The following is a 13,402-nucleotide window of genomic DNA, read 5'->3' as shown; positions in this document are numbered from 1 at the left end:
TAAAAAAGGTTGCAATAGAAGTTCATCTATCCTGCGGCAGGAGTAAATGTTACGGTATCGTTGCATTTGCTCCTGCCTCTCAGGAAAAACTTTATATCTTGTAAGAAAAGAACATTCTACTTTGTGCCATTATTTACAGTAGTGAAATTGAGTTTGTCCCCCTAGGCTGACTGCCAGTTATTAGCTCTTCTGCCTGTAGAGCGATAGAGCAAATTGGCATCTTTGTAAGTCTAGTAGGCGAATAGAAATCGTACCGGTTGGGAGTTATACCGCAGTGGCCCATAACTGTATATCGGAGGAGAGCGACGTCAGATATACAGACGGTGCAAATAAACGGCTGACTAGAAACGGTGTGAAGTTTTTGTCGCTTCCTTCACCTTATTACTACCAAAGGGGGACTAAACTCCCCATCAGAGCGGTCTGAGGTAGTAGACGTTTAGGGGTCTAGCTGAAAAAACCCGATAGCAAACCTAACGTTGATTTGTGAGACAGACCTTTTTGATGAACCGCAGAGGACACAACAGGACGCAGACGAGAGAATAGAGGCACTCACCAATCATTTAGGCTGGCTATATGAATATAAAATTAAACCTCTGACTCTCAGGGGAGTTAGGGGTTTATATTTTATTTCAAGGGGAGATTTTGTCGTGGTAACCAATAGGGGATTAATAAGATTTGAAATGAGTTGATTAACTTTAGCTGTTTTATTTTATTCAAGTTTCTGTCGAGACTTTCGATCAGATCCGAGAATTCTATTATAAATTTTTTTTGTAAATTTCCCCCAATGAATATAGGGGGAATCATCGGGAGCAACAAAAACTTTGTATGCAATAGGTTTTAAGAAATAGATGATCAAAAGTTGGTGGAGAAAATGGCTAAATCTCCACCAACTTCTTAGGTTTTGACGGATGAAAAGTGTCAGAAATGGCTGTTTGTTGATTGTTACCAATCAGCTCTCTTATGTCCCTGTAAAGGTTCACCACTAAAGGGCTGTACCCCAATGATCGGATAAGCGTCGTCACTGGGACTAAAAATCCTGACTACCGCTTCAGAGATATATTGGGTGATACTGTTAAACAGTTTGTAAATACCCATAAAACGACTCTCCTGATGATTTGAAGGATGAGCTGAAATTGAGATGAAGTGAATTCTATCTCTGGCCTGATTAAATTATGGGCAACTTTTGAGGGTTTGAGGTAAATTGCAATATTTGTTTGATTAGGTTTGCAATACTTTTCTTACCAGGAAGTAAAAAATCTAGTTATTTCGCTTATTGTACAAACTTCTAAATTTTTTTGAAGTTTATTTCATCTTCCGCAAAAATTATTTGCATCAATCCGCTCTTCTAGTTGGGCAAGAAGTTGGGGGATTAGGTTTGAGTCGTTTCCCAAACAGATGAGGCCAAAGATAGAGCCAGAATTGGAGCCGTGACAGCTCTGAGGATACGGCGTCCGAGTGAAACGGGTTGGAATCGAGCACCTGTGGCTTGTTCTACTTCCACAGGTGTCCATCCCCCTTCGGGACCGATGGCAATGACTACGGAGGAGGGTGAAGAGGCTAATTTTTGTTCCAGCAAGCAACTCAAAAGATGGGGCGCGTCACCCCGTGCTACACAAATATAGCGGGAGGCGTTTGAGGTTTCAGGTAATTGCAGGCTCGCGGTAAAGTCTATGGGGTCGAGAAGGGTGGGCACAAATGGGCGTTCACATTGCTCAGCAGCCTCTTGAGTCAAGCGTCGCCAGCGTTCGAGCTTTTGGGGACTGGGATTGAGCAGGGTGCGATCGCTCTTTAAGGGAATGATGCAAGCAACGCCCAACTCCGTTGCTTGATACACCACATCATCAAATCCATTCCCTTTGGGCAGTGCTGCCATCAACGTCACCGTTACCGGTAACTCGGTTTGTACACACAGGGATTCCAGAATTTTAGCTTGAGTCAAACTGGCTTCTAACTCGCTTACCCACCAGCTACCCTGTCCATCCATCGCAATAAAGCGATCGCCGGCTTTCAATCGTAAAACTCGACTGAGGTAGTGCTGTTGCGAAGAGGTTAAGAAAATCTTCCCCTGTTTGTGCTGTTGAGGGGCAATCACTAATCGTTGCAATTGAGTCAATCGATTCTCCAGTCACTTGCGAATCGACCAATTTTACTAACAAATATATCAAGTTTGAATCACGCCATCAGGCATAATTGCCCCACGCAGGTTGGCACGACTGAAGTTAGCCTCATGAATATGGGTTTGAGTTAAGTTGACTTTTGTTAGATTAGCTTCGGTTAAATTAGCTCCAGTCAGGGTGGCCTCCTGAAGATTGGCATAACTAAGATTCGCAGATGTTAAGTTAGCTCCCCTCAAATCTGCACCACTAAAATCGGCATAACTGAGATTGACCTTTTTTAGTTGTGCCCCCATCAGATTCGCGCCCCTAAAATCTCTTTGTCCCACTGCATATCGGCTTAAAAGTTCGCTGGTCTTCATCGCTTTTTTTGTTTTCATTTAAGGGTTGCTAGTTCTGTTGTGGCGCTGGTTTCTAGATGGGCATTTCTTGATGACAGGAGCTACATCGCCAGTACAGTCCTCCAAAACGCATATGACGCAGCAAGGTGTCTGAGCAGCAAGGGCAAGTCTGTTTACCCATGATTGAGTAATCAAGAGTTATGACTTTATTTTGCTGACTTTGACGAGTTGCCAGGTGAGTCAGCAATTGGTGCGGCGTCGTTAACTTAGCCAGCATTCTTTAACCAGGATGAATAATAATTTCAGTATAACAGTATTACTTGACGATAAAATTTATTTTTTGATATAATCTCAACCTTTATTTACATGCTACCCTTAAGAAACACTACATTAGCTAGGAGCGAGAAATACTACTCTTCCTATCTGACGGGCTTTCGGCGATAAGGGCGGTAGCGAACTAGGACACCTCTAGGAAAATAAACGGCTTGCTCGGTAAAGTCGTGTTAATCAACGGTGTTACAGGCTGGATACGACTGACTGAGCCAATTCCTTGACCATGAGGGTGAGTACGAATGAACATTCAAGCGTTAGAAATAAAGGTGGGAGATCGCATCGTTGCCTACTGTAAGGGGAAGATGCAAGCCTGTACTGTACAACGGTTACTAGACTCGACGCCGCATAACATCACACTAAAAGTCTCCACATCTGTGTCTTATCGGGAATCATCCGCTTGCGTGGTTCAGTTTCACCGAGAGGCTTTAGTTCAACTGGCTGGCTTAAAATCCTCCTCCCAGACAAAACAGCAATTACTCCCTCCACAAGGACACCCCCATGTTTGAACGCTTCACAGATACAGCAATTAAGGTGATTCGGCTAGCCCAAGAAGAAGCACGTCGCCTAGGTCACAATTTTGTAGGTACAGAGCAGATTTTGTTAGGTCTGATTGGAGAAGCCGATGGTATCGCCGCAACCGTCTTGCAATCTTTGGGCATCACGATTCAAGAAGTCAGAGAAGAAATTGAAAAAATTATTGGTCGGGGTTCGGGCTTTGTCGCGGTTGAAATTCCCTTCACTCCCAGGAGTAAGCGTGTCCTTGAACTATCCCTCGAAGAATCTCGCACCCTAGGGCAGGACTACGTTGGCACCGAACACTTACTTTTGGGTTTAATCCGAGATGGAGAAGGTGTGGCGGCAAGAGTACTCTTAAACCTAGGAGTTGACTCCAAAGAAGTTCGGGCTAAAGTCATCGAAATGCTTTCCGAAGCGAAACCGACCCTCAATGCGCCCAGTCGCACCCGTACCAAGACGCCAACCCTCGACGAATGTGGCACCAACTTGACTCAGCTCGCCGCACAGGGCAAGCTCGATCCCGTCGTGGGACGCCGGAAAGAAGTGGAACGAATGATTCAAATTCTGGTTCGTCGCACCAAGAACAATCCAATCTTAATCGGAGAGCCAGGAGTTGGGAAAACGGCACTAGCAGAGGGACTCGCTCAGCGCATTATCAACAACGATGTTCCCATCAGCCTTCAAGGCAAGCAGGTTCTTACCCTGGATACAGGTTCACTACTTGCCGGCACTAAGTACCGAGGTGAGTTTGAAGAGCGCCTCAAGAAAATCATTGAGGAAATTCGGTCGTGCCAAAATATCATCTTGATGGTAGATGAGGTTCATACTTTAGTTGGGGCTGGAGCCGTGTCAGGTTCCCTCGATGCAGCCAATATCCTTAAACCTGCCTTAGCGCGGGGCGAAATCCAGTGTATTGGTGCCACCACCTTGGATGAATACCGTAAGTACATTGAGCGGGATGCGGCATTAGAACGTCGTTTTCAACCCGTGATGGTAGATGAACCCAGCGTAGAAGAAACCATTGAAATTTTATATGGTTTGCGCGATCGCTACGAACAGCACCACCAGATTAAAATCTCAGACTTGGCTCTCGAAGCTGCCGCTAAACTCTCCGACCGATATATCTCAGACCGTTTTCTACCCGACAAAGCCATTGACTTAATTGATGAAGCCGGAAGCCGCGTCCGGATACTCAACTCAAAAGTACCATCCAGTGCCAAAAGTCTTAAAAAAGAACTGCGCCAAGTGCTTAAAGATAAAGGAGACGCGATTGGCTTGCAAGAGTTTAGTAAAGCCGGACAAATGCGTGCTCAAGAGATAAGAATTCAGGCAGAGATTCGGGCGCTCATCCAGAATGAACCCTCTAACGTGAGTGATGCTGATGAGGTTGACTACGCTCCCATCGTCAATCAAGAGGACATTGCCCACATTGTTGCTTCTTGGACAGGAATTCCGGTGAACAAATTAACCGAATCCGAGTCTTCTAAGCTGCTTCAAATGGAAGATATTTTACATCAGCGACTCGTCGGTCAAGAAGAAGCCGTCAAGGCGATTTCTCGTGCCATTCGTCGCGCCCGTGTGGGTATTAGTAACCCCAATCGACCCATTGCCAGTTTTATCTTTTCGGGTCCGACGGGAGTGGGGAAGACGGAACTCGCCAAGTCATTGGCAGCTTACTTTTTTGGCTCTGAATCGGCGATGATTCGGTTGGATATGTCCGAATACATGGAGCGTCACACCGTCTCCAAACTCATCGGTTCCCCTCCTGGATATGTGGGTTTTAACGAAGGGGGGCAACTCACTGAAGCCGTTCGCCGTCGTCCTTATACCGTTGTACTCTTTGACGAAATTGAAAAAGCCCACCCTGATGTGTTCAACCTGCTGCTACAAATTTTGGAAGATGGTCGTTTGAGTGATACTAAGGGTCGGACGGTGGACTTTAGAAATACGTTGTTGATTATGACCTCCAACATCGGTTCTAAAGTAATTGAAAAAGGTGGCGGTGGTCTCGGTTTTGATTGGAGTGAAAATCAAGCTGATGCTCAATACAGAGGCATTAGTTCTCTGGTGAATGAAGAACTAAAAGCTTATTTCCGTCCAGAGTTCCTCAATCGTTTGGATGAAATCATTGTCTTCCGGCAACTCAGTAAGAATGAAGTTAAACAAATTGCCTCTATCCTTTTAAACGAAGTGTTCAGTCGGTTAAAGGAACAAGGCATTACATTGGAGGTTACTGAACGGTTTAAGGACCGCTTGGTAGAAGAAGGTTATGACCCCAGTTATGGCGCACGTCCTTTGCGTCGGGCAATCACTCGGTTGTTGGAAGATTGCCTCGCGGAGGAAATTTTAAGCGGTCGCCTTCAAGAGGCAGATACGGTTGTTGTGGATATCGATGATCAGGGGCAAATTAAAGTGTTGCAGGGCGATAAACAGGAGCTATTGCCTCCAACAGCTTTAGCGGGATAGAAGCTATTTAATTTAGTTAACGAACTCCAGAGGCGCAGAGAAAACCGAGGAAAGAGAGGAAAAAGAGGAAAGAAAGTGGGTGTAAGAAAGATGTTACACCCACCTATTTTAATTTCAAACGAGAGCGGGTTCTGGTAGTGCTCCTTGCATTTTGCTTAAGAAGTTAATCAGGTTTTCTAATTGTTGGTCTGCTTTGAGGACAGCTAACCCTCGAACGGTTACTTTACCTGGCGTGTAAACTAAGCGCGATCGCAAATGTTCGGGTAGCTTTTCTTTGAGTAAATTCCAAGCGGGTTCCTCCATGGGGGTTTCTAAAATAACGTGCTGTTTGCCCTCTGGTTTAATGCGGCTAAACCCTAATGATTTGGCAATTTGTTTGAGTTCTACAACCCGGAGTAACTGATTGGCGGCGGTGGGAATTGGGCCATAGCGATCGCTCCAATCGGCGGCAATTTGGACTAACTCATCTTTGGATTCCGCCGAGGCTACCGCCCGATAAGCACTCATCTTCTGGTCTAAATCGGGGATATAGTCAGCCGGGATAAAGGCTGTAAGATTAAGGTCAATCTGGGTATCATCCACCTTGGGAATTTCTTGACCTTGAATCTCTTTGATTGCCTCTTGTAGCATTTCCATATACAGGTCAAAACCAATCGCCTCCATCTGTCCCGATTGTTCCACACCCAACAAATTGCCGACGCCGCGAATTTCCATGTCGCGAGTTGCCAATTGATACCCTGAACCCAACTGGGTAAATTCCTGAATCGCTCGTAAGCGCTGCCTCGCTTGTTCGGAAAGTACCTTCTGTTTCGGGTAAAATAACCAAGCGTGAGCTTGAATGCCCGCCCGACCCACTCGACCCCGCAATTGGTAAAGCTGAGCTAGACCAAACTTATGGGCATCTTCAATTAAGATCGTGTTGACTCTGGGGATATCTAAGCCAGATTCAATAATCGTGGTACACACGAGAACATCCGCTTCACCGTTACCAAAGGCTAGCATCGTCGCTTCGAGTTCCGCATCATTCATCTGACCATGGGCGATCGCCAGTCGGCAACCAGGTATCATTTCCCGTAATTGGGTACCGACTTCTTCAATGCCCTCAATCCGGGGTACCACATAGAAGATCTGACCCCCGCGATCGAGTTCAGTGCGAATCGCAGTCCGCATGGCTTCGGGATCGTAGGGAGAAAGGTGGGTTTTAATCGGGCGGCGTGAGGGGGGTGGGGTGGTAATCAAACTCATCTCTCGTACCCCCGATAAGGACATATAGAGAGTGCGAGGAATCGGTGTGGCGCTGAGGGTGAGAACGTCTACCTGAGTTTTGAGCGACTTAATCTTCTCCTTCTGATTCACCCCAAACCGTTGTTCTTCATCGATGACTAATAGTCCTAAATCCCGGAACGTTACCCCCTTTCCTAATAACTGATGCGTACCCACGACAACATCTAATTCCCCAGTCGCAAGGCGCTTTTGAATTTCCTTGCGTTCCTCAGCGGTGCGGAAGCGGTTGAGTAAACCCACATGAATGGGGTAAGGGGCGAAGCGTTCTTTAATGGTGTGATAATGCTGCTGAGTGAGAATGGTGGTGGGGGCGAGGAAGGCGACTTGTTTACCGGCTGTCACGGCTTTAAAAATAGCCCGAATCGCGACTTCCGTTTTGCCAAAACCCACATCCCCACAAACTAAGCGATCCATCGGGCGATCGCTCATCATATCCCGTTTCACATCCTGCACCGCCTTCAACTGATCCGGGGTTGGTTGATAGGGGAAGGAATCTTCTAACTCCTCCTGCCAAGGGGAATCGAGGGGGTAAGAAAATCCTTGGCGTTGCGATCGCTGGGCATACAATTGCAGTAAATCAACCGCGAGTTTCTTAATTCCCTTACGCACCCGGTTCTTGGTTTTTTCCCAAGCTTTGCCCGACATTTTATTCAGTTCGGGCGGACGTTCGCCAGTGGCGCGAAATCGGGACAGTACCCCTAACTGATCAGCCGCAACTCGCAGTAAACCATCGGCATATTGAATCACCAAATACTCACGAGTTTCGTAATTCAGCGTTAAGCTTTCCAGCTTGAGGAACTTACCAATCCCGTGATTTTTGTGAACAACATAATCCCCTTGCTGTAACTTGTTGGGGTCAACCTGTTTGGAGGCAGCGCGGCGTCGTTTGCGGACGTAACTGGGTGTGGCTAAGGTATGTTGCCCAAAAAATTCGCGGTCGGTGACGACCACAATCCGGTAGGTTGGGAGAATAAAGCCTTCGAGTTCGGCTAATCCGGAATACTTGACGGCGATGGGCGTGTGTTGGATTTGCAGCTTGTCAATCGCTGGGTAATCGCGGGGATTGGGGACGAACTGTGCCGGACAATCGTGTTCTTGTAGGAGGGAGACGGAACGACTGGGTTGGGCAGAAATCAACCAAATCGAGAAGTTGCGATCGCGTTCCCCACGAATCACCTCGGCGAGTTTGGCAAATTGGTGGGGGGTGGCGGGTACGGGACGACTGGCAAGATTTAGACCTTGTTCGTCTGCCAGTTCCGAGAGGTACACTGGCTTAAAACGTTGTGCGGTAGCTAAGGAATCATCGAAAGAACGATGAATTTTGGGGAGTGATGGAGTAATCAGCGCCAGTTGTTCTTCGGCGTGTTCGTAAGCGCGATCGCTATGTGCTCTACATTGGTCTGGTTCATCGATTGCAAGTAAGGTATTTTCGGGTAGGTAATCCAGGATTGACGCGGGTTGATTGAAGGCAACACCCAGAAAACGGCGGATACCTTCTGGGGGTGTCCCCATCTCCAAAGCGTCTTGTTCTTCAGCAGAGAGATGGGCTTTGACTTGTTCAACTCCAGAGGTACTCAGCACCTCAGCCACAATCGGGCCAAAATCTGTGGGGGTGAGTACCAACTGCTCTATCTTATCGAGAGAGCGTTGCGTGGCAGGGTCAAACTCTCGCATCTGGTCGAGTTCATCGCCAAACCATTCCAAGCGCACGGGTAATTCAGCGGAGACGGGGAAAACATCCACAATATCACCCCGCCGACTCCATTGACCTTCCGTTTCCACCAGGGGAACGCGATCATAACCCAGCCGCGCCAACTTCTGATCCACCGTTTTGGAGTCCCAAGTCATGCCTCGGTTGAGTGTTAAGCAGTAAGGTTTAAAAGCCTCTACAGAGGGGAGGTGGGGTTGTAGTGCTGCTTGGGTGGCGACAATCGCCATCGGTCCGTTATGGGTTGCCCCCGTCGCCTGCGTTGTCCCTCCTCGTGACTCTTGAGTTCTCACCAAATCGGCTAACACCTGCATTTGCCCCCAAGTCATCTCAGATTCTGGGTTAAATGGCTCATAGGGCGAGGCTTCAGAGGTTGGGTATAAATGGACAGTTTCCCAGCCCATCGCTTCGAGTTGGGTAGCCCAACGGCTGGCTTCCTCCAGGGTGCTAGAGACGACGAACAAGTGGCTAGAACCAGCTTTGGAAAGAGCAGAAGCCACCAATCCCTTGGGTAGACGGGGGATACCACTCAGATGTAGAGAGGAGGTGCGATTCAGCTTCGAGAGCAATTCTCCCGTCAAGGGCGATCGCTCTAGTGCCCGAATGATCGAAGAAAAAGCCATGAGTCCACAGAATGTGTGAGAGGGTGATCACGAACGCAGGCAAGCTAGCTGCCTATCTCACTCATTTTAAAGAAGCCGCCGGGAATTGATGAGATGAGGCAGAGTGGGGTAGTAAGGGAGTGATTTGTGCCTGGGTGAACTAGGAGTAAAAAGGCAAAATACACAAGTTTAATCTTGGATGTACACTGATCATTGCACCCCGCACCTCTGCCTTCTGCAACTGGAATAGGGGGTTGGAATATCGCATACTAAATCAGCTAGGCTCAGTTCACCGAAACTACCAGCAAAAGAAGGTTGTCTTTCCCTGTGGAAATTCTAATTGTTTTCCTACTGATCGTTGCTAACGGCATCTTTGTGATGTCAGAGATGGCGATTGTCTCAGTCCGGAAGGTGCGCCTGCAACAGATAGCCAACCAGGGGAATATCCAAGCGGGTATTGCCTTACAACTGGCGAATTCCCCCAATCAGTTTCTGGGTACCGTTCAGATTGGAATAACGCTTCTGGCAATCATATCCGGTGCTTTTGGTGAATCGGTGATATCGGCGAGAGTAGGGACTTTGTTAAAGTGGGTTCCTCCACTGGCACCCTTTAGTGATGCGATCGCTTCGATCTCAGCGATTTTGATTATTACTTATCTCACGCTGGTGATTGGCGAACTGATGCCTAAGCGGTTGGCGTTAAACAACCCGGAAAAAATTGCCTCGGCTGTCGCCATGCCGATGCAGATGTTGTCTAAACTGACTTACCCCATCGTTCAGTTGTTGAGTCTTTCCACGGAGCTCATGATGCGGCTGTTGAACATCACGCCCTCTACAGAACCCCTGGTAACCCAAGAAGAAGTTAAGGTTTTGATCGCTCAAGGCACTGAGGCGGGAACCTTTGAGGAAGCCGAACAAGATATGGTGGAACGGGTGTTTCGTTTAGGCGATCGGCGAGTGAGGGCTTTGATGACGCCTCGCCCTGAAATTGTCTGGCTTGATCTAGACGACTCAGCGGAAACGAATCGGCAGGTGATGATGGATAGCGCCCATTCTCGATATTTAGTCTGCCAGGGGGAACTGGATAATGTCCTTGGCATCATCCATGTCAACGATTTGCTCAGCAACTGTCTATTGAATAAGCCCCTTGACTTGACGAGTGCATTGCATCGCCCGGTTTATGTTCCAGAAAGCACACCTGGGTTGCGAATTTTAGAGTTGTTCAAGCAAAGCAGTACTCACATTGCGATCGTTGTTGATGAGTATGGTGTGATTCAAGGTTTGGTAACTCTCAACGATATTTTAGAAGAGATTGTTGGGGATATTCCTTCGGTCGATACCAGTGATCAACCTCAAGCGGTACAGCGTGAGGATGGTTCATGGTTGGTGGATGGAATGTTGTCGGTGGAGGAGTTTTTTGAATTATTTAACATTGAGGAGTTGCTGGGAGAGCATCGAGGAAACTATCACACCGTGGGTGGTTTTGTTGTTACTCAGTTAGGACGTATTCCCAAGGCGACTGATTGCTTTGAGTGGCGGGATATGCGGTTGGAAGTGATGGATATGGACGGCAATCGAGTTGATAAGGTGTTAGTGGTCATTAATCGGAATTCGACAGTTGATCAGGAATTAAATTCTTAACCCTGCCGATTAGGGAGTGAGCACCCCTGTTCGTAGTAGGCATAAAGAGTGCCCCTCACAAGACGACTTTAGTCCTCACTATTCGCCTCTCCACCGATAAGGGTTGTATTGCCGGATACCATGGGATGCCAGCCAAGAGTGGCTAAGTTAGCATATCAGAATCAAAAATAATCTCGAACTCAGCCGTAAGCATCCACTTCGTCAGAAATCGCTATGGTATCTGTTCAAAATTTTACTCGTTCCAGCATTGGTCAATTTGAAGCTACCATCTCTGGAGCTTGGCCTCAGGAACTATCGGGTCATATTTTCGTGGCGGCTCCCTATCACCAAATTGGAGAACGTCATTTGTTTGGGGGTGCGGGTGTCACTATCCGTTGGGATCTGGCTCCACAAAATGGGAAAGTCAAACTCCTGTGCAAACGAGTTAATACCTGGGATAGTTTTTGGCAAGATTTGCTTCCCCTCACTTGGCGGCAGCGAGCTTTTTTTCCGGCAAGAATGAGTCTCTTTGGTATTGCCGAGCCAGCAAACACTGGAGTGGTCAATATGAATGGGCGACTGCTTCTCACCGCCGATGCGGGACGCTACTGGGAAATCGATCCGGTCACCCTAGAAACGATTACGCCGGTGGGATACTTTGACGAACATATCATCAGTGTTCCCCTCTCATTCTTCCCCATGGTGGCAAATACAGCTCACCCTTTTTACGACCCAGAGACGGGTGAGTTAATTAGCTGCGAATTGAAATGTGTGCCGCGTCCAGGGCAATTGTTTTATGACATGATTAGCCAGGTTTATATTACCGTTTGGGACGGTAAAGGCACGTTAAAGCACTGGGAGTTGGATGGAACTCGACTCGATGGTAGCCCCCATACCATCATCCTCACCGAAGAATGCGCGATGATTCCCGATATGCCTTTCCAAATGGGCTTAACCACACTCATGGGGCTTAAGGTTCCACCCACCAATGCTTATCCTCATACTCAGGTCTATGTCGTAGACCGTAAAGACTTAACAGCCGCCAACTATAAAGTTCCCGCACGCCTGGTTACCTTTCCAGGTGATAGCTACCATTTCCTCTGTAACTACCGCCATAACGATGGAAACATTCAGATGGTGGCTGTCCAACAGGGAACAATTAGCCTGACTCAATCATTGGAACCCTGTGATGTTATGCACTTTACGGGCAAACCCTACAGCGAGGAATATTGGGGCATTCCCTGGATGTTTGGTTTTGACCCAGGTGTTCTACGTAAAGTAGTTATTGGTGATGGTCAAGTCATTCAAGAAGAAGCGTTTATCCATCCCGGATGGTATTCCACCATGCTCTATACGGCTGACCCACGGGAGCAGTTTACCGCTTCAGGTTATTCGGCAATTTACCAAGGCTATAGTGGGTATTGGCGAGATTTTATCTGCCGTCGTCAGTACCTTGCTTTCCGGGATCATCCTAACCGTATCCTGACTGATCAGAAACTGCCCACCCACAATTTACCTTCTGTTTTAGCTCGCATTCCTCTAGCAGAAGATTGGAAAATGCTGACCGAGCAGTTGGAAAAAGAACAACAAGAACATCCGGAGCGGGAGTTACCGAGCTTAGGGCATGAATTCCTGGATTTTTATGTGTTCCCCGATCACTGTCTTCTCGACAGTATTCAATATATTCCTCAAGGTAAGGGATATATTTTCACGAAAGTATTTGCCGAAAATCATCTGGAAGCCTGGTTATTTGCTGCCGATAACCTCAAGAACGGCCCGATTGCCAAGCTGACTCTGCCAGATACAGTTAACTTTGGCTTCACCTTACATTCTGAGTATTTTGAGAAGCTGGTTTCTGCTCCTCCTTCCTATCGTGTTGATCGGGTTTCCTGTGCTTTGCGGAGTTTAGCCAAAGTTCCTAGGGAATTTATCTTCAACCAACCCGATCAAGTTTTGAACCGTTGATGAATCCGTAAGTCAAGGTTATTAAACACAAAACCTATCTCCTCTCTTTGTCTGAGAGGAGATTATTTTTTCATGTTGGAAAATTTTAGATAATATGTATCCCTGGTTGCGAGGGACTACAAGACAAAAATACTATTTTATACACTCCTGCTGTGGTGAGTGTGACAGTTACAAAGGTGACTGAGTTCTCTAATTCAAAAAAGCCTGGATTAATCTAGCAATAATTCCAGAGAAATACCACCCGAAAGCTCAATCATGAGGCAGAGAAATCAGCTTTCTGGAATTGCTCATGTTTCCTGGATAGGGGTTTGTTGTTCGGAACTTTCCGCCGCATGACCCAAAGAATTTATGACAGTCGAGGTACTGGTTGTATCGCTAGAGTGCATAATCATTATTTCAGCTAAATCTTAGGATGTGCAGTAGTGATGTTAGGAGCATCGGCGTCACACGAGT

The 13,402-nt window shown here is 47.2% G+C and carries 9 protein-coding genes; 4 read left to right on the top strand and 5 right to left on the bottom strand.

What is annotated here, in order from left to right; translation table 11 throughout:
• Positions 1–942: 942 nt before the first annotated feature.
• From MIC7113_RS37200 to MIC7113_RS38580, 4 genes are all read right to left on the bottom strand, one after another.
• Positions 943–1,095, bottom strand: coding sequence for a hypothetical protein (locus MIC7113_RS37200; RefSeq protein ID WP_015181549.1), 153 nt, complete (start codon positions 1,093–1,095; stop codon positions 943–945).
• Between the two features lie 274 nt (positions 1,096–1,369).
• Positions 1,370–2,113: a 16S rRNA (uracil(1498)-N(3))-methyltransferase gene (locus tag MIC7113_RS07375; protein WP_015181548.1), complete on the bottom strand. Its 744-nt coding sequence runs from the start codon at positions 2,111–2,113 to the stop codon at positions 1,370–1,372.
• A gap of 48 nt (positions 2,114–2,161) precedes the next feature.
• Positions 2,162–2,494 carry a pentapeptide repeat-containing protein gene (locus MIC7113_RS07370; protein ID WP_015181547.1) on the bottom strand — a complete coding sequence of 111 codons (333 nt, stop codon included), beginning with the start codon at positions 2,492–2,494 and terminating at the stop codon, positions 2,162–2,164.
• Between the two features lie 418 nt (positions 2,495–2,912).
• Positions 2,913–3,035 (bottom strand): hypothetical protein, encoded by a 123-nt coding sequence (locus MIC7113_RS38580; protein WP_256374798.1) that lies wholly within the window; start codon positions 3,033–3,035, stop codon positions 2,913–2,915.
• On the opposite strand from MIC7113_RS38580, the gene MIC7113_RS07365 reads away from it, so the two are divergent.
• Together MIC7113_RS07365 and MIC7113_RS07360 are read left to right on the top strand one after the other, a co-directional pair.
• A complete protein-coding gene (locus MIC7113_RS07365) occupies positions 3,028–3,294 on the top strand; it encodes a hypothetical protein (RefSeq protein WP_015181545.1) in 267 nt (88 codons plus the stop codon). The two genes, MIC7113_RS38580 and MIC7113_RS07365, sit on opposite strands and share 8 nt — an antisense overlap.
• The gene (locus tag MIC7113_RS07360; RefSeq protein ID WP_015181544.1) at positions 3,287–5,770 is read left to right on the top strand and encodes an ATP-dependent Clp protease ATP-binding subunit; all 2,484 of its coding nucleotides are present in this window, start codon (positions 3,287–3,289) and stop codon (positions 5,768–5,770) included. The genes MIC7113_RS07365 and MIC7113_RS07360 overlap by 8 nt, the downstream gene beginning before the upstream one ends.
• Positions 5,771–5,884: 114 nt before the next feature.
• On the opposite strand, the gene mfd is transcribed toward MIC7113_RS07360, so the two are convergent.
• Positions 5,885–9,385: a transcription-repair coupling factor gene (mfd, locus tag MIC7113_RS07355; protein ID WP_015181543.1), complete on the bottom strand. Its 3,501-nt coding sequence runs from the start codon at positions 9,383–9,385 to the stop codon at positions 5,885–5,887.
• Positions 9,386–9,691: 306 nt separating this feature from the next.
• Between mfd and MIC7113_RS07350 the strand changes: the two genes are divergently transcribed.
• Positions 9,692–11,005, top strand: coding sequence for a hemolysin family protein (locus MIC7113_RS07350; RefSeq protein WP_015181542.1), 1,314 nt, complete (start codon positions 9,692–9,694; stop codon positions 11,003–11,005).
• A gap of 213 nt (positions 11,006–11,218) precedes the next feature.
• A complete protein-coding gene (locus MIC7113_RS07345; protein ID WP_015181541.1) occupies positions 11,219–12,949 on the top strand; it encodes a carotenoid oxygenase family protein in 1,731 nt (576 codons plus the stop codon).
• The last annotated feature ends 453 nt before the right edge of the window (positions 12,950–13,402 follow it).

It is taken from the genome of Allocoleopsis franciscana PCC 7113, from assembly GCF_000317515.1.
Lineage (GTDB): Bacteria > Cyanobacteriota > Cyanobacteriia > Cyanobacteriales > Coleofasciculaceae > Allocoleopsis > Allocoleopsis franciscana.
The sequence above is the reverse complement of the archived record's forward strand: the minus strand, read 5'-3'. Positions and strand labels throughout refer to the sequence as shown.

Coding starts and splice junctions, on each gene's coding strand:
- MIC7113_RS07345 (WP_015181541.1), top strand. CDS start 11,219: ATGGTATCTGTTCAAAATTTTACTCGTTCCAGCATTGGTCAATTTGAA.
- MIC7113_RS38580 (WP_256374798.1), bottom strand. CDS start 3,035: ATGTTCATTCGTACTCACCCTCATGGTCAAGGAATTGGCTCAGTCAGT.
- MIC7113_RS37200 (WP_015181549.1), bottom strand. CDS start 1,095: ATGGGTATTTACAAACTGTTTAACAGTATCACCCAATATATCTCTGAA.
- MIC7113_RS07370 (WP_015181547.1), bottom strand. CDS start 2,494: ATGAAAACAAAAAAAGCGATGAAGACCAGCGAACTTTTAAGCCGATAT.
- MIC7113_RS07365 (WP_015181545.1), top strand. CDS start 3,028: ATGAACATTCAAGCGTTAGAAATAAAGGTGGGAGATCGCATCGTTGCC.
- mfd (WP_015181543.1), bottom strand. CDS start 9,385: ATGGCTTTTTCTTCGATCATTCGGGCACTAGAGCGATCGCCCTTGACG.
- MIC7113_RS07360 (WP_015181544.1), top strand. CDS start 3,287: ATGTTTGAACGCTTCACAGATACAGCAATTAAGGTGATTCGGCTAGCC.